Source organism: Streptomyces sp. NPDC041124 (assembly GCF_055592385.1).
Window position 1 is genome coordinate 409,061 of sequence record NZ_JBVIYR010000005.1, and the last position, 16,604, is coordinate 425,664.

The following is a 16,604-nucleotide window of genomic DNA, read 5'->3' on the forward strand; positions in this document are numbered from 1 at the left end:
GACGGTCCCGGGCCCGCCGGCATGGCGCCGGCGGGCCCGGGACCCGGTCCACACATCCGCTCTCAGGAAGGAAGTCCGGTGGCCACCTCCACCACCAAGGCCCCGGCGGGCGAGGAGCCGCCGGCCGGGCCGAGCACCCCAGGCGGCCCGGGAACCGCCCGGCGGCGCAGTGCGCTGCTGCACCGACTGGACGTCAAGGGCGCGCCGTTCGCGTTCGTCGCACCGTTCTTCATCGTCTTCGCCGCGTTCAGCTTCTACCCTCTCGTCTACACCTCGTGGATCTCCCTGCACGACGTGGAACTGGCCACCCTCGACGTCATGGAGTGGGTGGCGTTCGACAACTACGTCGAACTCTGGGGCGACGCACGCTTCTGGAACGCGCTGGTCAACACCATCACGATCGGCGTCATCTCCACGGTGCCGCAGCTGCTGATGGCGCTCGGCCTGGCACACCTGCTCAACTACCGCATGCGCGCCTCGCTCTTCTTCCGCGTGGCCTCGCTGGTGCCGTACGCCACCTCGGTCGCCGCCGCGGCCCTCGTCTTCACCATGATCTTCGAGCGCGACTTCGGCATGATCAACTGGGCGCTCGGCGCGTTCGGCATCGACCCGGTGAACTGGGAGGCCGACAAGTGGCCCGCCCAGCTCGCGATCTCGACCATCGTCATCTGGCGCTGGACCGGCTACAACGCGCTGCTCTACCTGGCCGCCATGCAGGCCATCCCCGCCGACCGGTACGAGGCGGCCTCCCTCGACGGTGCCTCCCGGTGGAAGCAGTTCACCCACGTCACGGTCCCGGGCATCCGTTCCACCATCGTCTTCACCATCGTGCTCTCCACGATCGGCGCCACCCAGCTCTTCGGTGAACCGCTGATCTTCGGCCAGGGCCCGAACGGCATCACCGGCGGCGCGGACAACCAGTACCAGACGCTGGGCCTGCTGCTGTACGAGGAGGGCTGGAAGAACTACCAGATGGGCCGCTCGGCGACGGTCGCCTGGGCGATGTTCATGCTGCTCGTCCTCGCCTTCGTGGCACAGCGCCTGATCAAGCGCCTGCGTTCCCGTACGTCCTGACCTGGAGTCGTCATGACCATCCACAGCCTCCCGGCCCCGACGGACGCCCCGGCCCGGACCCCCGACGAGAAACCTGCCCGCCGCGGCGGCCGCCGGTTCCTGCGCGAGCGCGCCGGACGCCAGCACCACGCCGGCCCCCTCGCCTACGTCCTGCTCGTCATCATGGCGGTGCTCTCCATCTTCCCGCTGTACTGGACGATGGTGGCCGCCTCCACCGACAACACACGGGTCAGCCAGACCCCGCCCCCCTTCCTGCCCGGACCGAACCTCTTCAGCAACCTCGCCCGCGCCTGGGACGAGGCGGCCATGGGCAAGGCCATGATCAACAGTCTGATCGTGGCCGGGGTGATCGCCCTGTCCACGGTGATGTTCGCGACGCTGGCCGGATTCGCCTTCGCCAAACTGCGCTTCAAGGGCCGCAACGTCCTGCTGATGCTGGTGATCGGCACGATGATGGTGCCGCCGCAGCTCGGCGTCGTCCCCCTGTTCATGATGATGTCGGAGCTCGGCTGGTCACAGCAGCTGCCCGCCGTCATCTTCCCCACACTGGTGAGCGCGGTCGGTGTGTTCTTCATGCGGCAGTACCTCTCCGAGGCGCTGCCGGACGAACTCGTCGAGGCCGGGCGGGTGGACGGGGCGCACTCGCTGCGCATCTTCTGGAGCATCGTGCTGCCCGTCGCCAGGCCCGCCATGGCGGTCCTGTTCATGATCACGTTCGTGCACGCGTGGAACGACTTCTTCTGGCCGTTCGTGGTGCTCGACATGACCAACCCGACGGTCCCCGTCGCCCTGACCCAGCTCAGCGCCGGCTACGTCCGCGACCAGTCACTGATCATGGCGGGCGCGCTGCTCGGCACGCTGCCGCTGCTGGCGATGTTCATCGTGTTCGGCCGTCAGATCGTCAGCGGCATCATGGCCGGCGCCGTCAAGGGCTGAGCCCTCACACCCCTCGGTCCGCCCCGCCCCTCCGCCTGCCCAACACCCCTCTCCCGAAAGGACTTACGTGGTCACCGCAGCACAGCAGACCGCGTCCGCCCCGGACGCCGCCCGTACCTTCCCCAAGGGCTTCCTCTGGGGCTCGGCCACCGCCTCCTACCAGATCGAGGGGGCGGCGGCCGAGGACGGCCGTACGCCGTCCATCTGGGACACCTACGCCCGTACCCCCGGCCGGGTCCGCAACGGCGACACCGGTGACACGGCCACCGACCACTACCACCGCTGGCGCGAGGACGTCGCCCTGATGGCCGAACTGGGCCTGGGAGCCTACCGGTTCTCCCTCGCCTGGCCCCGGATCCAGCCCACCGGCCGCGGCCCCGCCGTCCAGAAGGGCCTCGACTTCTACCGGCGTCTCGTCGACGACCTGCTGGACAAGGGGATCCAGCCCGTCGCCACCCTCTACCACTGGGACCTGCCCCAGGAGCTGGAGGACGCCGGAGGGTGGCCCGAACGGGTCACGGCCGAGCGGTTCGCCGAGTACGCGGCCCTCGCCGCGGACGCGCTCGGCGACCGGGTGAGGACCTGGACCACCCTCAACGAGCCCTGGTGCAGCGCCTTCCTCGGCTACGGCTCCGGTGTCCACGCGCCCGGCCGCACCGACCCGGTCGCCGCCCTGCGCGCCGCCCACCACCTCAACCTCGCCCACGGTCTCGCCGTGCGGGCACTGCGCGACCGCCTCCCCGCCGCCGCCCAGTGCTCGGTCACCCTCAACATCCACCACGTACGGCCGCTCACCGGCAGCGACGCGGACGCGGACGCGGCCCGCCGCATCGACGCGCTCGCCAACCGGGTCTTCACCGGCCCGATGCTGCGGGGCGCCTACCCGGAGGACCTCCTCAAGGACACCGCGGAACTGACCGACTGGTCCTTCGTGCGCGACGGCGACCTCCAGCTCATCCACCAGCCGCTGGACTTCCTCGGCGTCAACTACTACACCCCCACCGTCGTGTCCGAGGCCGGCGGCAGCGGCACCCACACCTCGGACGGACACGGCAACAGCACCCACAGCCCCTGGCCGGGCGCCGACAAGGTCGCCTTCCACCAGCCGCCCGGCGACACCACCGCCATGGGCTGGGCCATCGACCCCAGCGGCCTGTACGACCTGCTGCGCAGGCTGTCCGCCGACTTCCCCGAGCTGCCGCTGGTCATCACCGAGAACGGCGCGGCGTTCGACGACTACGCCGACCCCTCCGGCAACGTCAACGACCCCGGCCGCATCGCGTACGTACGGGGCCACCTGGCCGCCGTCCACCAGGCCATCGTCGACGGCTCGGACGTGCGGGGCTACTTCCTCTGGTCGCTGCTGGACAACTTCGAGTGGGCCCACGGATACAGCAAGCGCTTCGGCACGGTCTACGTGGACTACCCGACCGGAACCCGCATCCCCAAGGCCAGCGCACGCTGGTACTCCGAGGTCGCCCGCAGCGGGGTTCTGCCCTGCGCCTGACCCCCACCGGGGCGCCGCCCGCACGTCCGCCCCCGTGCCTCGCGACCCGCAGGGCACGGAGGCGGACTCCTCCCGACAGTGACGGGCGGCCCCTGGGAGCCGTTGCGGGGCTACGGCGAAGACGTCACCACCGGCGCCGGAGTGGGGACGACCCCGCTCCCCGGCGAGACGCCGGGACCGTCCGTCGCGGCCGGCAGGCCGGTCCGCGACTGGGCGGGCTCCGGCGACGCGGACGGACTCGGCACGGGGGAGGACGACTCACGCACGGGGGGCGGGGCCAGCGGCACCGTGGGGGAGACGGGCCGGCCGGCGTCCACCGCGTCGTGCAGCGGCAGGGCGATGAGCGCGGCGACGGCGCACGCCAGGCCGACACCGGCCGCGGCCCGCCACCGCCTGCGCCGCGCCGCCCCCCGACGGATCGCCTCGAACCGCCCCGCGGGCGGGCCGAGGTAGTCGGACGTGGGCCGCAGGATGACGGCGAGGGGATCGTCGGATGCGAACTCCGGGCCCTCGTCAGAGCGTGTGATCAAGGCTTCTCCTCAGGTGGGTGCGGAGCAGCTCCCGGGCCGCGTGGAGGTCGGCCTTGACGGTGCCTTCCTTGCGGCCGGTCACGGCGGACACCTCCCGGACCGGCATGTCAGCGTAGTAGTGCAGCAGGATCGGCACGCGCAGTCGTTCCGGCAGGGACTGCACGAGCAGGCGCACGGACGGATCGGACTCCTCGGTGTGGGGCCGGACGGCGGCTTCGGTTCCGGCCCGGCGCACGGCCCTGCGCTCACGCTCGAGTCTGCGCCAGTGGTCCCGGACCAGGTTGGCCGCGGTGACGTAGAGGAAACCCCGGGGCTCCGCCACGGACGTCCACCGCGACCACAGCCGGGTGAACGCCTCCGAGGCGATCTCGTGGGCCGTCTCGTCGTCGTCGACCAGCCGGCGGCACCAGCCGGCCAGGCGCGGATAGAGGGCGGCGAACAGCTCGGACGCTGCCTGCTCGCGGGACCGTTTCAATGCTCTCCATGGTCGTGGCGGTACCGCTGTCGCGGTACCGCTCGCGGACGGGATCCCGGACCGGCGGCGCACCGCGCGGCCCCGGATCCCGAGGGAAGTTCAGTTCGTCGAGGCGCTCAGCGCGGCGAACACGATCACGTTGTCGCGGTACCCGTCCCCCCGGCGCGGGCCGCCGCAGGTGATGAGCCGCAGCTCCGGACGGCCGACGTCGCCGTAGACCGCTTCGGTCGGGAAGTCGTCCCTGGCGACGGTGCGGACCGAACCGACGGCGAACTCCGCCGTGGTGCCGTTCTCCAGGCGTGCCCTGATCCGGTCGCCCCGGCGCAGCCGCGCCAGGTGACGGAAGACGCCGTCCCCGTGGGCGCCGACCGTGACGTGCCCGAGGATCACCGACGGGCCCCGCTGACCGGGCGCCGGCGAGTGCCGGTACCAGCCGGCCCTGTCGTCGGCCGTGACCGGTGGCACCTCGACACCGCCGTCCGGGGCCAGCCCCAGCCGCATCACCGGGGTGTCGACCCCGATGGCCGGGATCTCGAGCCGGACCGGAACCGAACGCCCGAGGACCCGGGCCGGTGCCTCGGGAGGGCGCGCGGCCGAGGCCGTGCCCCGGGGATGTTCGGTGGCCGGCGGCCGGGTCGGATGAGCGTCGCCGCAGCCGGCGAGGAGGGCCGCCGCGGCTCCGGCGGCGAAGGCACGCCTGGAGAGCGACCTCACTCCCCCCTCGCCCGCCGGCGCACCAGGAAGACGGCCGCGCCCCCGGCGGCCAGGACCGCGGCGGCACCGCCGCCGACGAGGACGCCGTCGCTCGCGGACTCCGGCGCCGGGGCGGCACCGGTGTCGGGCGCGCCGCTTGGCACGACGGTGACCCCGCCCGTGTCCTCCGCCGGGGCCGGCTCGCCGCTCTCGGAGGGGACCGGGCTCGGATCCGTCTCGGCGACGGGGGTCGGCGACGCGCTCGGGGACACCGCGGTGTCAGGGACGGGGGAGGGGTCGTCGGCGAAAGCGGGCATCGCACTCACCAGTACGGCTGTGCAGGCAAGTACCGAGGCGTTCAGGACAGTTCGGCGCATGGGGCACTCTCTTCCCGGTCCGCCCGCACGGGTGACCCGGCGGGCTGGGTCATGGATCGTGCGGAGAGACGAGGCAGCGACGGCCCGGGTTGCAAAGAGAAGGTAAAGCCGGGCCGTCGCCGATGCCGGACTCAGTCGAGGATGGCGGTCGCCTCCACCTCGACCAGCACGTCGGGCTCGAAGAGGTGGTCCACTCCGATCAGCGACGACGGAGGGAGCGGCACCGTCAGCCCGATCTCTTCCGCGACCTGTTCGACGCCCGCCATGAACGCGCCGATCTTCTCGGGCGCCCAGTCGGTGACGTAGAACGTCAGCCGCAGCACGTCGTCGAACGACGCTCCCGCTCCCGCCAGACCCGTCGCGGTGTTCCGCAGGGCGTGGGCGACCTGCCCGGCGAGGTCGCCCGGGGCGACGGGAGACCCGTCCGCCGAGCGGGCGACCTGGCCGCTGACGTGCACGTGACGCGTGCCGGTGCCGACGGCGACGTGCTCGTACGGCGTGGGGTGAAGCATGCCATCGGGGGTGAAACGACGGACGGACAACGAGGTCTCCTCGTGTGGGCCAATCAGGTATACCTTTGCTACCTGGTACACGAAGGACACTTCAAGGAGACCAAGTATCGTGCCGGATACCCCGCAGGACCACGAGGGCCGGTTCGAGATCGCTCACCCTCACCGGGAGCTCCTCGACCAGGTGCTGGACAAGTGGTCGCTCAGCGTCCTCAACGAACTCTGCGAACGGCCCTGCCGCTTCAACGACCTGCGCCGCGCCATTCCCGCGGTGACCCAGAAGTCGCTGACCGCGACGCTGCGGCGGCTCGAACGCAACGGCATCGTCGAGCGCGTGCTCCTCAGTTCCCGCCCCGTCGCCGTCGAGTACCGGATCACCCCCCTGGGCAAGACCATGCGGCCGCCGGTCGAAGTGCTCCTGAACTGGGCCGCCGCCCACATGCCCGAGATCGAACGCGCCCGCCGTGCCTTCGACCTCGACTGACCGGGCGCTCCTCGCAGCGCCACGCCTCTCTGTCGGGCGTTCGTCCACGGCGCGGCAAGTACGCCCGCTGCCAACGCTGTTCAGAGGTCCGGCCGGTCATCGACTGGCAGAATCGGTTCGTACCGCAGGACCTCGGACGGGAGTGGGCGTATGAGCGCGACGCAGGACGGGACGGCGCGGCCGGCGAAGGCTGCGGTTCCCCCGGGGCGGACCCGGTGGGGGATCGTCGCGCTGATCCTCGGAGCACCCGCCCTGCTCGTGGCCGGCCTGCTGCTCCTCATGCTGCTCTCGGTGCTGCTCGGCTGACCTCCCCCGGGCCCGCGGCACGGCCCGCGCTTGACCTGAACCGAACTTGAGCTTCTACGTTCGTCGCAGGCCGCGGGACCGACCCGGCGGCGCCTTCCGAGGAGGTTCGTCATGGGCGAGCGCACAGCTCCCACCGAGATCCCCGAGCGTTACCGCTATGCCGTGATCCCGCACATCATGGTCGACGACGCCGCGGCGGCGATCGACTTCTACCAGCGGGCCTTCGGCGCCCGTGAGGACTTCCGGATCGACGCCCCGGGCGGCGGGGTCCTGCACGCCGAGATCACCATCGGCCGGTCGGCGCTGATGCTGGGGGACGCCAGTGTCGAGGAGGCGGAGGCCGGCTCCTTCGCCGCACCGGCCTCCCTCGGCGGGGGCACATCCGTCACGCTGCACGTCTTCGTGCCCGACGTGGATGGTCTGGCGAAGCGGGCGGAGGCCGCCGGGGCGGAGATCCTCCAGCCGCCGACGGACATGTTCCACGGGGACCGCACCGTCATCCTCAAGGACCCGCAGGGCCACATGTGGGTCTTCCTGACCCACCTTGAGGACGTGTCGGAGGAGGAACTCCGACGGCGCCTGTCCGCCGCCGGGTGACCGGACCGCACGGGGCCGCGGCTGCGGCCGCCCCGCGGACGACCGGGCGCTCCCGGAGGCCGGTTCCCCTCAGGCCGCCGCCTCGCCCCCGACGGGGACGTCCAGCCGGTCGGCCACCGCGGAGAGTGCGGCACCCAGGGGGAGCGCGATGCGCGTGCGGGCGTGGCGGTCTCCGCGGGTGGGATCCCGGTTGATGATCAGGACCGGCTTGCCGGCGTCGGCGGCCTGGCGGACGAACCGCAGCCCGGACATCACCGTCAGCGACGATCCGAGGACCAGCAGCGACGTCGCCTCCCGGACCAGCGAGCGGCAGTGCTCGACCCGCTGGGGCGGCACGTTCTCACCGAAGAACACGACGTCCGGTTTGAGGATGCCGCCGCACACCGTGCAGGGCACCACACGGAAGTCGCCGACCTGCTCGTCGGTGAGGTCGGCGTCACCGTCGGGATTGATCCCGGCGGCCACCGGGGCGAAGCCCGCGTTGGCCACCTCGAGCCGTGCCGCCAGCTCCGCCCGAGGGCTGACGGCGCCGCAGGACAGGCACACGACCCGGTCCAGGCCCCCGTGCAGCTCCACCACGTTCTCGCTGCCGGCGTCCCGGTGCAGTCCGTCGACGTTCTGGGTGACCACCCCCGACAGCAGACCGTGCCGCCCGAACGCGGCCACGGTCCGGTGTCCGGCATTCGGCCGGGCCCGGCCGAAGGTGCGCCAGCCGAGGTGGCTGCGCGCCCAGTACCGGCGGCGCGCCTGAGCACTGCCGGTGAAGTCCTGGTAGGTCATCGGCGTGTGCCGGCTCAGGCTCCCACCCTCGCCGCGGTAGTCGGGGATGCCCGACTCCGTGGAGATGCCCGCCCCGCTGAGCACCAGCACACCACCGGCACCCAGCGCGTCGGCGACCGGCGTCAGGTCCGTGGTGCCCGGTGGCAGGTCATCGGCCGGGGTCCAGCTCAGAGTGGGACGCATGCGCATGCCGCAAGGGTACGGAACCGGCGGCGGCGGGACGGCGCGGTCGTGCCGGCCCGGCGGGCGTACAAGGCCGAGCGGGGCCGCCCCTGGTTCCAGCACAAACGCGCTTCACGAACCAGCGTTGGGTGCCGAGTCCGCAGCCGTGTTCGGTGCTCCGGCGGGCGATCAGCGGTTTCACACGGAGGCCCCGGACGAGCCGGCGGTACTTGTCGTGGTCGTAGCCGCGGTCACCGAGCACCGCGTCCGGTCGGCTTCGTGGTCGGCCTCGCTTGCCCCGCACGGGCGGCACGGCCTGGAGGAGGGGGGCAGCTGGGTGACGTCGTTGCGGTTGCCGCCGGTCAGGGGGACGGCGAGCGGGATGCCGGTGGCGTCGCTGATCAGGTGATGCTTGCTGCCCGTCCTGCCCCGGTCGACGGGGCTTTGTCCTGTCTTGGCTGCCCCTTTAGCGCTCGGATGTGGGAGCCGTCGACCGCCGCCAGACAGAAGTCCAGGGCGTTCGCGCTGCGGAGTTCGGCGAGGATGACCTCAAGCAGCCGGGGCCACACGCCGGCCTCGGTCCACTCGGCCAGGCGACGCCGGCAGGTCATGCCCGAGCCGAAGCCGAGTTCCTGTGGAAGGTGTTCCCAGGAGATCCCGGTGCGCAGCGCGAACAGGATGCCCTGGAACGTCAGCCGGTCCGGACACCGTTTACGTCCCGGATGCCGGGTCCGACGCTCAACCTTGGGCAACAGCGGCTCGTGCACCCGCTCACAACTCGTCATCGACTTCCCACGGCTTCGGCCGAGCCACTCCGCACCGGATCAACGCTCCCGGAGTGATCCAACCACCTCGAAGATCATTTCGTTAGGAGTTCTACGTCGTACGCCGGGTGCGGGCGAGACTCGTACACCCGCTCACCGTAGGCCGCGCGCTCTGCACCGCCCCCGCACGCGCCCGTCGGAAGGGTGAACCAGAGGGAGGCTGCGTTTCACCCGACGGTCCCGTCTGCATACCTTCCGTGATCGTCCCCGACGGAGAAGGAGGGCACGCCGTGCCCGCGCTCAAGAACACCCTCGTCTTCGCACTGTCCGTGGCTGTGCTCGCATCCGGGTTGGCGCTCAGTGCAGCCAGCCCGGCCAGCGCTGCCACCTGTCCCTCCGAGGCGTCGCCCGTCGCCCGCGGTGGTGCAGCCCACTGGAAGCTCGCCTGCACCAACGGCGGGGTGAAGGTCTACGGCTGGGTGCAGGACACGGCCACGGACGGCCGCTGTGCGACGGTCACCGCCTGGTCCGACGGCGGCCCCGGATGGATCGACATGGTCGAGGCGTGCGGCTCCGGTGTCCGCAAGAACTTCGACTGGTTCATCCCTGGCACTCGGTCGGCCGAAGTCATTCTGCGCATCCACGACACGGACTGAAATCTGCGGCCCGGTCCGCCTGCTCGGCAGTCGAAGCAGGAGGACCGGGGCCGCTTCGTCTTGCGTCTGCGCCGCCGTGGTGCACCAGGTGCTGCGACTACGGCAGGGGAACCAGAACATGCGGCTGGCGGCGAGCGGTGCAAGGCGGATGGTCGGACGTTCCGCAGGTGCCGGTGAGCGCCTGCGGGACGCTGTCCGGGGCTATCTGCTCGGTCCTGGGCGTTGCTCGGGTCCGGGCGGCTGGCAGCCCTCGGTCGGCGGCCGTTCTGATGGCTTCGTCCCTCCGGAAGTCGACGACCGCCTGCCCGTGGTGGTGCTGCGGGAGCGTGCAGACGCCGACGACGGCCTGGCCGGCCCGAGCCGGGCGCCGGCTGCAGGGGTCAGCAGCGGTCGGGCCTGGGCTTCGATCGTGGTGGGACGGGCGGGCCATTCGCTACCGAGACCGCGGCTTGCCTCGCGCAACCGCAGCTGCGTGGTGACGCAGCCGGTGCTTTCGGCGTCGGTCCAGGGGCGGGCGCGTTCGCTTTCGAGGCTCTGCCGCAGAGTTGGAGGGTTCCTCCAGGCCCTCGTCTCGTCCAGGGTATTGCTGTAGCGGGGTTGGGCCTCGCCGCGTCGGTAGACGCCGGCCAGGTCGACCAGCGTGCCTGTGTCGACGCGGTCGGCCAGTTCCAGGATGCCGCGGTAGGACTCGTCGGCGTTGGCCTTCACGGTGAGCCGTCCCTGGCCGCGGTCGGCGAGCTGCGCGAAGTGCCGGGCGACGGTGCCCTGATGGAAAGTGTCGCTACGGGCGGCCACCTGTTGACTGGCCGGCATCGACACCGCGCAGGGTGAGAACGATCAGTAGCGCGAAGGCTGCGAATGCGGCGCCTGTGCGTGCGTAGTTGAACGCCTCCCAGCGAGCCAGGATTTCGGCGTGATCGGCGGGTGCCGAGGTGGCCGCCCACTGTTTGATGCGTCCGTTGATGGGGACGTTGCCGAGACGGGTGATCAGGAAGGACGCCAGGGCAAGGAGCCCCGCTCCTCCGGCCAGCCGCCGTGAGGCACCATGCGTCATGACGGCCAGCGCGAGGGCGGTGAGCGCCGACATGCCCATGGCGCCCTGCATGGTGATGCCGTTCATCTGCATCAACTGGGTGTGGAAGGCCAGCCTCATGTCGAGCGGTACGGCGTCGAAGGTGGGGACGAGGTTGGCCGCTCCGTAGCCGAATGCGCCGGCAAGGGCACCTGTGGACAGCAGGGCGAGGCCCTGGACGAGCCGGACGCGCATGCGGATCACTCCCGGCCCCTCGGTTCGACGGGGGCGACGGCTCGCGTGAGCTGCTCGGCTCGTCGCAACAGGCCGTCGGGGGTGAACTCCGCGAACATGTGGACTCGTGTGGAAACCGGTCCCCCCTTGCGTATCCGGGCGTGAGTCGTGAAGCGGGTCGCGCTCCAGTCTGCGTCCGCGTACGCCTCGTGCACCTCGAACCGGAACTCGTGCTGGTTCTTGCGCACCGGGCGGAGGTGAGCGGCGAGGCGGTCCCAGTCGAGGGGTACGCCGTCGGCGACTTGAACGACGTCACGGGTGCAGTACCTGGACATCAGGTCGGAGGCGTCTTCCGGGCCATGGACGACGGCGTTGGTGAAGGTCGTGAAGAAGTCGGCGATGAACTGCTCGGGAGGCTTCGTACGCAGAGGGTTCACCATGCTCCTGCCATGCGTGCGGGGCTACGCCCCCGCAGTGATCTCTTACACGCCTGTAAGATATAGCGAGGCGTTCATATCTGACAAGGGTGTAAGAGTTGACTGCTTTCGAGACCCCGGGCGACTCACCGCGGGTTCGGCCCCGCCGTCGCGCTGACGCCGAGCGCAGCAGGGCCGCAGTGCTGGACGCCGCGGTCCGGCTGCTGGCTGAGCGACCCGACGCCGGTATGGCCGCCATCGCCGCCGCGGCCGACGTCACCCGCCAGACCGTGTACGCGCACTTCGGGACCCGTGACGCGCTGCTGGACGCTGTCGCCGACCGGATCACGGACCAGGCCATGGCCGCGATGGACGAGGCGGAGGAGAAGAGTGGTTCCGCCCAGGACGCACTACTGCGGCTGCAGGTCATCGGCTGGCGGCTGTTCGAACGTAACCCGGTGCTCCTTCAGCTCGGAAGTACCCGCACTGGAGTCGACGCCGACCTGGCCCGGCATGAGCCCGTCGCAGCCCGGCTCGCCCGGCTGATCGAGAAGGGCCAGGCGTCAGGGGAGTTCGACCCCGCGCCGCCAGCCACCTGGCTGGCGGCCGCAGTCACCGCTCTCGGCCACGCGGCAGGCGACGAAGTCAGGGCGGCCCGCATGTCAGTGGAAGAAGCGGCGACATGGCTACGGACCGCCACACTCGCCCTCCTGAGGTCAGGCTGAGGAACTCGGCACCCTAAGCAGCTCCTCCGCCCAGGGTGCGAAGGGTTTGTGCAGGCGGGCGTCGAGGGTGCTGGTCGACCACGGACCCATTGCCGTCCTCGCGCTGCCGCGACTTTGGTGGACGGTGACCGTGATGCCGCCCCCGGGTGCCCGTGCGCGGTGGTCAGCGTCCGGTCGTTCCGTCGATGAGTTCCCGGAGGACGTCCGCGTGACCTGCGTGGCGTCCGGTCTCCTCGATCATGTGGGTGAGTGCCCAGCGAACGCTCGGTGCGGGGGTGCTCGGCCGACGGTGCGGCAGCGGAGCCGCGAGGTCGGAGCACCCGTCGAGTACGTCGTTGGCCCGCGCCGCCGCCTCCCGGTAGCGGCCGACCACATCGGCCACGCTGTCGTCGGTCGCGGGCCGGAAGGTGCTCTGCCAGTCGGTGACCCGGTCCCCGAGGAACGTCGCCCGCTCGACGAACGTGAGGTGATGGAGCAGCCCCAGCAGGTTCGTGCCCGACGGCACCGAGGCCGTACGGACGTGCGGTTCGGGAGCTCCCTCGACCTTCGCGGAGATCGACTCGCGGAGATAGTCGAGGAAGCCGCGCAGGACCTCGGCCTCACTGCTGCCGGTGCGCGGCGGAGGGGTGTCCCGGCGGCCTCGGCGGCGCGGATTGGCGGACATGGTGCCTCCTCGTGGGGGGATTCCGATTCAGGCGGTGCGGCGGACGATCAGGACGTGGTCGATGACCTCGGCGGACTGCCCGTCCGGCCCGGTCGCCATCCGGCGCGCCGCGTCGGCCCGCTCGACCGTCCACGTGTCCGGGGCCAGTGCCATCTCCGCGGCGACCTCCCGCGGGGACGGATACCGGACATCGGGATCCTGGTCCCACGACCACGGAGCGGTCGATCCGTGGTCGACGACCAGCAGGCGCCCGCCCGGCCTCAGCCCGTGCGCCGCCGAGCGCAGCACGCGTGCCCTGTCCAGGCCGAGGGGAGTGTGCAGGTAGTGGGCGCATACGAGATCGAACGGTCCGGCAGGGACGGAGTCGTGCAGGTCGTGCCGCCGGGCGGTGATCCGGTCGGCCACGCCGTGCGACGCGGCAAGGCCGGTCAGACGTGCGACCGCCACGGACGAGACGTCGACGGCCGTGACCTGCCAGCCGCGGCGCGCAAGCCACAGGGCGTCTCCGCCGGAGCCGCAGCCGAGATCCAGCGCATCGCCGGGCGCCAGACCGCCGACCACTTCGGTCAGACGCACGTTCGGCCGGGGGTCGGCGGGTGCCGGGCGGTTCGCGTGGACGCCGTCCCAGAACGTGACCGCATCGGTGGTGCTCATCGAGGACTCCTTCGGTAGGGATCGGACCTCCGAGTCTTGCCCGGACCTCCGGAATCCGGCACGCGAACTTGCCGGTACGGCAAGACGCCCAAGACGCGCCGGCCCGGCGACCGAGGCGACCGTCACCCGCTGCGCGCACCGCCCCGCGCAGGCGGATGCGGCCGGTGACGGCAGCTCCGGTGTGTGCGTCCTGTTCCGGAGGGCGGCCGGGCCCGGGGTGTCCTCCACCGGCGGCCGGATGGGACCGTCCGGCCTGCTCATCGGGTGCCGTAGGGACCGTCCGGCCTGCCCGGCCTACCCCGGGTTCGCCTACGCTTCCCCTGTGTCAGTTCCCCGCCTGCGTCGCGTCGCCGTCCTCGTCCCCGAAGGCGCCAAGCCACTCGACGTCGGCATTCCCGCACAGGTGTTCACCACGCGGGCGAGCATGCCGTACGAGGTGCGGGTGTGCGGCGCGGCTCCGGGGCCGGTCACCGGCGGGGACGGACTCTCGTACCACGTCGCCCAGGGCCTCGAGGCCCTGGAGTGGGCGGACATCGTCTTCGTCCCCGGCTATCGGTTCCCGGACCGCGAGGATCCGCCGCGGGCCGTCGTCGAGGCCCTGCTCGCCGCCCACCACCGGGGCGCACGGCTCGCGGCCATCTCCACCGGCGCCTTCGCACTGGCCGCCACCGGCCTCCTGGACGGCAGGCGTGCCACGACCCACTGGCACTACACCAAAGCCCTGGCGGCCAAGCACCCGTCGGTCCGCGTGGACGAGAACGTGCTGTTCGTCGACGAAGGCAGTGTGCTGACCTCGGCCGGTGCCGCCTCGGGCATCGACCTGTGCCTGCACATCCTGCGCGGCGACCTGGGGGTGGCCGCGTCCAACCACGCCGCCCGCCGTCTGGTCGCGGCGCCCTACCGCAGTGGCGGCCAGGCCCAGTACGTGCCGCGCAGCGTGCCCGAGCAGCTCGGGGAGCGGTTCGCCGCCACCCGCGAGTGGGCGCTGCGCCGCCTCGGTGAACCCCTCACCCTCGATACGCTCGCCGGGCACGCGGCGGTCTCACCGCGCACGTTCTCGCGCCGGTTCGTCGAGGACACCGGACACACACCCATGCAGTGGGTGATGCGCGCCCGCATCGACGCGGCCCGCGAACTGCTGGAGCGCTCGCAGCTGGGCGTCGAGCAGATCGCCGCCGACGTCGGCCTGGGCACGGGGGCCAATCTGCGCCTGCACTTCCAGCGGATCCTCGGCACCACACCGAGCGAGTACCGGCGGACCTTCGCCCGGGGCGAATAGGCCCCGGGCCGGCCTGGCGCGATCCTTTCGAACCGTGGCGATCATGCCGCTGCCACGGCTCCCTGCCGGGCGCGATGCTGGCAGGGGACGAAGGGACACCACACATGACGCGTATCGCCATCAACGGATTCGGCCGCATCGGACGCAACGTGCTGCGGGCGCTCCTCGAGCGCGACAGCAGCTTGGAGGTCGTGGCCGTCAACGACCTGACGGATCCGGCCACTTCGGCGCGACTGCTCGCCTACGACACGACCGCGGGCCGACTCGGCCGACCGGTCACCGCCGACGGCGACGCCCTCGTCGTGGACGGCCGCCGCATCACGGTCCTCGCCGAGCGCGAGCCGGCCCGGCTGCCGTGGGCCGAACTCGGCGTGGACATCGTGCTGGAGGCCACCGGCCGCTTCACGTCCGCCAAGGCCGCCCGGGCCCACCTCGACGCCGGCGCCACCCGCGTCCTGGTCGGCGCGCCGTCGGACGGCGCCGACGTCACCCTGGCGTACGGCGTGAACAACGACGCCTACGACCCGGAACTGCACACGATCGTCTCCAACGCCTCGTGCACGACGAACGCGCTGGCGCCCCTGGCAGCGGTTCTCGACGGCCTCGCCGGCATCGAGCACGGCTTCATGACGACGGTGCACGCCTACACCCAGGAGCAGAACCTCCAGGACGGCCCGCACCGCGACGCCCGCCGCGCCCGCGCCGCGGCCGTCAACATCGTGCCGACGACCACGGGCGCCGCCAAGGCCATCGGCCTGGTGCTGCCCGGCCTCGACGGCAAGCTGTCGGGTGACTCGATCCGCGTGCCGGTCCCCGTGGGCTCGATCGTCGAACTCAACACCACCGTCACGCGGGACGTGACGCGTGAGCAGGTGCTGGAGGCGTACCGCACCGCCGCGCAGGGGCCGCTCGCGGGAGTGCTCGAGTACGCGGACTTCCCGCTGGTCTCGTCCGACATCGTCGGCAACCCGGCATCGTCGATCTTCGACGCGGACCTCACCCGCGTGGACGGCAGGCACATCAAGGTGGTCGCCTGGTACGACAACGAGTGGGGCTTCTCGAACCGGGTGATCGACACCCTGGAACTGCTCGCCGCCCGCTGAGCCGGCCCTGGACCCGGCCCGGCGACGCGACCGCCCGCGGACCGTCGGCACCTACGCCACGGACGGCGCAGGCGGCCTCGACGCCTCCCCGTCTACCGGGAGCCCGGCGTCCACTCCTCGGCGAGGAGCCCGAGCAGCACCTCGTCGAGGAACTCACCCAGTACCCAGGCCGACGAGCGAAGCACGCCTTCGCGGACGAAGCCGTTGCGCTCGGCGGAGCGCAGCATCGCGGTGTTGTCCGCCAGCGTCTCGATCTGCAGCCGGTGCAGGCCGCGCACGACGAAACCGTAGTGGCAGAGCACCGCGACCACGTCGGTTCCGTAGCCCTTGCCGCGCGACGCCGGCAGCAGTCCGAGCCCGATGTGCGCGGCCCGGCTGTGCGTGTCGATGCCCCACAGCGTCGCGGTGCCGACCAGCGTGCCGCCCTCCAACTCCACCACGGAGAACGGCACGCGCCCCTGCTCGTCGTCGTCCACCACGAGCCGCGGATCGTCCGAGCCGGGCGTGATCGGCCGCCACGGCCTGGCTTCGGCCCGTGATCCGTTGACCACGTCGTCGTAGAGCTCGGAACGCAGGACCGGTATGTCGTCCTCGTGCCGGGCCCTCAGCCCGACCAGATTCCCTGTGAGCATGCGGGCTTCCTATCCGACGAGTTCACCCCGCGGCA

22 protein-coding genes and 1 pseudogene are annotated in these 16,604 nt (G+C 71.7%); 10 read left to right on the top strand and 13 right to left on the bottom strand.

The genetic code is table 11. From position 1 onward, the window contains the following. The first annotated feature begins 78 nt into the window (after positions 1 to 78). From ACZ6A9_RS16710 to ACZ6A9_RS16720, 3 genes are all read left to right on the top strand, one after another. Positions 79 to 1,074, top strand: a complete 996-nt coding sequence (locus tag ACZ6A9_RS16710; protein ID WP_468985443.1) for a carbohydrate ABC transporter permease — start codon at positions 79 to 81, stop codon at positions 1,072 to 1,074. A 12-nt stretch (positions 1,075 to 1,086) separates the two neighbouring features. Further along, positions 1,087 to 2,010, top strand: a complete 924-nt coding sequence (locus tag ACZ6A9_RS16715) for a carbohydrate ABC transporter permease (RefSeq protein WP_468985445.1) — start codon at positions 1,087 to 1,089, stop codon at positions 2,008 to 2,010. Positions 2,011 to 2,077: 67 nt separating this feature from the next. Further along, on the top strand, positions 2,078 to 3,517 hold the full coding sequence (locus ACZ6A9_RS16720; RefSeq protein ID WP_468985448.1) for a GH1 family beta-glucosidase: 1,440 nt from the start codon (positions 2,078 to 2,080) through the stop codon (positions 3,515 to 3,517). Between the two features lie 110 nt (positions 3,518 to 3,627). Here ACZ6A9_RS16720 and ACZ6A9_RS16725 read toward each other — a convergent pair whose 3' ends face one another. From ACZ6A9_RS16725 to ACZ6A9_RS16745, 5 genes are all read right to left on the bottom strand, one after another. Continuing rightward, a complete protein-coding gene (locus ACZ6A9_RS16725; protein ID WP_468985450.1) occupies positions 3,628 to 4,047 on the bottom strand; it encodes a hypothetical protein in 420 nt (139 codons plus the stop codon). After that, entirely contained in the window at positions 4,031 to 4,522 is a 492-nt protein-coding gene (locus ACZ6A9_RS16730; protein ID WP_468985453.1) for an RNA polymerase sigma factor, read from the bottom strand. Before ACZ6A9_RS16730 ends, ACZ6A9_RS16725 begins: the two co-directional genes overlap by 17 nt. A gap of 99 nt (positions 4,523 to 4,621) precedes the next feature. Beyond that, a complete protein-coding gene (locus ACZ6A9_RS16735) occupies positions 4,622 to 5,236 on the bottom strand; it encodes a class F sortase (RefSeq protein ID WP_468985456.1) in 615 nt (204 codons plus the stop codon). Beyond that, positions 5,233 to 5,592 (bottom strand): sortase-dependent protein, encoded by a 360-nt coding sequence (locus ACZ6A9_RS16740; protein ID WP_468985458.1) that lies wholly within the window; start codon positions 5,590 to 5,592, stop codon positions 5,233 to 5,235. The genes ACZ6A9_RS16735 and ACZ6A9_RS16740 overlap by 4 nt, the downstream gene beginning before the upstream one ends. Positions 5,593 to 5,723: 131 nt before the next feature. Continuing rightward, the gene (locus tag ACZ6A9_RS16745) at positions 5,724 to 6,134 is read right to left on the bottom strand and encodes a RidA family protein (RefSeq protein WP_468985460.1); all 411 of its coding nucleotides are present in this window, start codon (positions 6,132 to 6,134) and stop codon (positions 5,724 to 5,726) included. A gap of 79 nt (positions 6,135 to 6,213) precedes the next feature. Between ACZ6A9_RS16745 and ACZ6A9_RS16750 the strand changes: the two genes are divergently transcribed. The 3 genes from ACZ6A9_RS16750 to ACZ6A9_RS16760 all read left to right on the top strand — a co-directional run bounded on the left by ACZ6A9_RS16750 (position 6,214) and on the right by ACZ6A9_RS16760 (position 7,488). Continuing rightward, a complete protein-coding gene (locus ACZ6A9_RS16750; protein ID WP_468985463.1) occupies positions 6,214 to 6,585 on the top strand; it encodes a winged helix-turn-helix transcriptional regulator in 372 nt (123 codons plus the stop codon). Positions 6,586 to 6,735: 150 nt separating this feature from the next. Then, positions 6,736 to 6,891 (top strand): hypothetical protein, encoded by a 156-nt coding sequence (locus ACZ6A9_RS16755; protein ID WP_468985465.1) that lies wholly within the window; start codon positions 6,736 to 6,738, stop codon positions 6,889 to 6,891. A gap of 111 nt (positions 6,892 to 7,002) precedes the next feature. Beyond that, the gene (locus ACZ6A9_RS16760) at positions 7,003 to 7,488 is read left to right on the top strand and encodes a VOC family protein (protein ID WP_468985468.1); all 486 of its coding nucleotides are present in this window, start codon (positions 7,003 to 7,005) and stop codon (positions 7,486 to 7,488) included. A 69-nt stretch (positions 7,489 to 7,557) separates the two neighbouring features. On the opposite strand, the gene ACZ6A9_RS16765 is transcribed toward ACZ6A9_RS16760, so the two are convergent. Both ACZ6A9_RS16765 and ACZ6A9_RS16770 read right to left on the bottom strand, forming a co-directional pair. Then, on the bottom strand, positions 7,558 to 8,457 hold the full coding sequence (locus tag ACZ6A9_RS16765; protein WP_468985471.1) for an NAD-dependent protein deacetylase: 900 nt from the start codon (positions 8,455 to 8,457) through the stop codon (positions 7,558 to 7,560). 100 nt (positions 8,458 to 8,557) lie between these two features. Then, positions 8,558 to 9,243: pseudogene (locus ACZ6A9_RS16770) on the bottom strand (IS5 family transposase); the annotation flags it as partial. Positions 9,244 to 9,484: 241 nt separating this feature from the next. Here ACZ6A9_RS16770 and ACZ6A9_RS16775 point away from each other — a divergent pair. Next, on the top strand, positions 9,485 to 9,850 hold the full coding sequence (locus tag ACZ6A9_RS16775) for a hypothetical protein (protein ID WP_468985472.1): 366 nt from the start codon (positions 9,485 to 9,487) through the stop codon (positions 9,848 to 9,850). A gap of 201 nt (positions 9,851 to 10,051) precedes the next feature. Here the strand turns inward: ACZ6A9_RS16775 and ACZ6A9_RS16780 are convergent, their stop codons facing one another. Genes ACZ6A9_RS16780 through ACZ6A9_RS16790 form a run of 3 tightly spaced genes read right to left on the bottom strand, consistent with a single transcriptional unit; the run spans position 10,052 to position 11,536 of the window. Continuing rightward, positions 10,052 to 10,645 (bottom strand): DEAD/DEAH box helicase family protein, encoded by a 594-nt coding sequence (locus ACZ6A9_RS16780; protein WP_468985474.1) that lies wholly within the window; start codon positions 10,643 to 10,645, stop codon positions 10,052 to 10,054. Beyond that, on the bottom strand, positions 10,632 to 11,117 hold the full coding sequence (locus ACZ6A9_RS16785; protein WP_468985762.1) for an anthrone oxygenase family protein: 486 nt from the start codon (positions 11,115 to 11,117) through the stop codon (positions 10,632 to 10,634). Before ACZ6A9_RS16785 ends, ACZ6A9_RS16780 begins: the two co-directional genes overlap by 14 nt. A gap of 5 nt (positions 11,118 to 11,122) precedes the next feature. After that, positions 11,123 to 11,536 carry a nuclear transport factor 2 family protein gene (locus ACZ6A9_RS16790; protein WP_468985476.1) on the bottom strand — a complete coding sequence of 138 codons (414 nt, stop codon included), beginning with the start codon at positions 11,534 to 11,536 and terminating at the stop codon, positions 11,123 to 11,125. Positions 11,537 to 11,712: 176 nt separating this feature from the next. On the opposite strand from ACZ6A9_RS16790, the gene ACZ6A9_RS16795 reads away from it, so the two are divergent. Next, complete coding sequence (locus ACZ6A9_RS16795; RefSeq protein ID WP_468985478.1) at positions 11,713 to 12,237, top strand: TetR/AcrR family transcriptional regulator; 525 nt, start codon at positions 11,713 to 11,715, stop codon at positions 12,235 to 12,237. 163 nt (positions 12,238 to 12,400) lie between these two features. Here the strand turns inward: ACZ6A9_RS16795 and ACZ6A9_RS16800 are convergent, their stop codons facing one another. Together ACZ6A9_RS16800 and ACZ6A9_RS16805 are read right to left on the bottom strand one after the other, a co-directional pair. Next, the gene (locus ACZ6A9_RS16800; RefSeq protein ID WP_468985481.1) at positions 12,401 to 12,901 is read right to left on the bottom strand and encodes a DinB family protein; all 501 of its coding nucleotides are present in this window, start codon (positions 12,899 to 12,901) and stop codon (positions 12,401 to 12,403) included. Positions 12,902 to 12,928: 27 nt separating this feature from the next. Continuing rightward, positions 12,929 to 13,555 (bottom strand): class I SAM-dependent methyltransferase, encoded by a 627-nt coding sequence (locus tag ACZ6A9_RS16805; RefSeq protein WP_468985483.1) that lies wholly within the window; start codon positions 13,553 to 13,555, stop codon positions 12,929 to 12,931. A gap of 322 nt (positions 13,556 to 13,877) precedes the next feature. On the opposite strand from ACZ6A9_RS16805, the gene ACZ6A9_RS16810 reads away from it, so the two are divergent. Next, entirely contained in the window at positions 13,878 to 14,834 is a 957-nt protein-coding gene (locus ACZ6A9_RS16810) for a GlxA family transcriptional regulator (protein ID WP_468985485.1), read from the top strand. Positions 14,835 to 14,938: 104 nt separating this feature from the next. Then, the gene (gap, locus tag ACZ6A9_RS16815) at positions 14,939 to 15,937 is read left to right on the top strand and encodes a type I glyceraldehyde-3-phosphate dehydrogenase (RefSeq protein ID WP_468985488.1); all 999 of its coding nucleotides are present in this window, start codon (positions 14,939 to 14,941) and stop codon (positions 15,935 to 15,937) included. Positions 15,938 to 16,029: 92 nt separating this feature from the next. Here gap and ACZ6A9_RS16820 read toward each other — a convergent pair whose 3' ends face one another. Further along, positions 16,030 to 16,569, bottom strand: a complete 540-nt coding sequence (locus ACZ6A9_RS16820; protein ID WP_468985490.1) for a GNAT family N-acetyltransferase — start codon at positions 16,567 to 16,569, stop codon at positions 16,030 to 16,032. Positions 16,570 to 16,604: the final 35 nt, after the last annotated feature.

Coding starts and splice junctions, on each gene's coding strand:
- ACZ6A9_RS16740 (WP_468985458.1), bottom strand. CDS start 5,592: ATGCGCCGAACTGTCCTGAACGCCTCGGTACTTGCCTGCACAGCCGTA.
- gap (WP_468985488.1), top strand. CDS start 14,939: ATGACGCGTATCGCCATCAACGGATTCGGCCGCATCGGACGCAACGTG.
- ACZ6A9_RS16820 (WP_468985490.1), bottom strand. CDS start 16,569: ATGCTCACAGGGAATCTGGTCGGGCTGAGGGCCCGGCACGAGGACGAC.
- ACZ6A9_RS16760 (WP_468985468.1), top strand. CDS start 7,003: ATGGGCGAGCGCACAGCTCCCACCGAGATCCCCGAGCGTTACCGCTAT.
- ACZ6A9_RS16805 (WP_468985483.1), bottom strand. CDS start 13,555: ATGAGCACCACCGATGCGGTCACGTTCTGGGACGGCGTCCACGCGAAC.
- ACZ6A9_RS16765 (WP_468985471.1), bottom strand. CDS start 8,457: ATGCGCATGCGTCCCACTCTGAGCTGGACCCCGGCCGATGACCTGCCA.
- ACZ6A9_RS16785 (WP_468985762.1), bottom strand. CDS start 11,117: ATGCGCGTCCGGCTCGTCCAGGGCCTCGCCCTGCTGTCCACAGGTGCC.
- ACZ6A9_RS16790 (WP_468985476.1), bottom strand. CDS start 11,536: ATGGTGAACCCTCTGCGTACGAAGCCTCCCGAGCAGTTCATCGCCGAC.
- ACZ6A9_RS16715 (WP_468985445.1), top strand. CDS start 1,087: ATGACCATCCACAGCCTCCCGGCCCCGACGGACGCCCCGGCCCGGACC.
- ACZ6A9_RS16755 (WP_468985465.1), top strand. CDS start 6,736: ATGAGCGCGACGCAGGACGGGACGGCGCGGCCGGCGAAGGCTGCGGTT.
- ACZ6A9_RS16800 (WP_468985481.1), bottom strand. CDS start 12,901: ATGTCCGCCAATCCGCGCCGCCGAGGCCGCCGGGACACCCCTCCGCCG.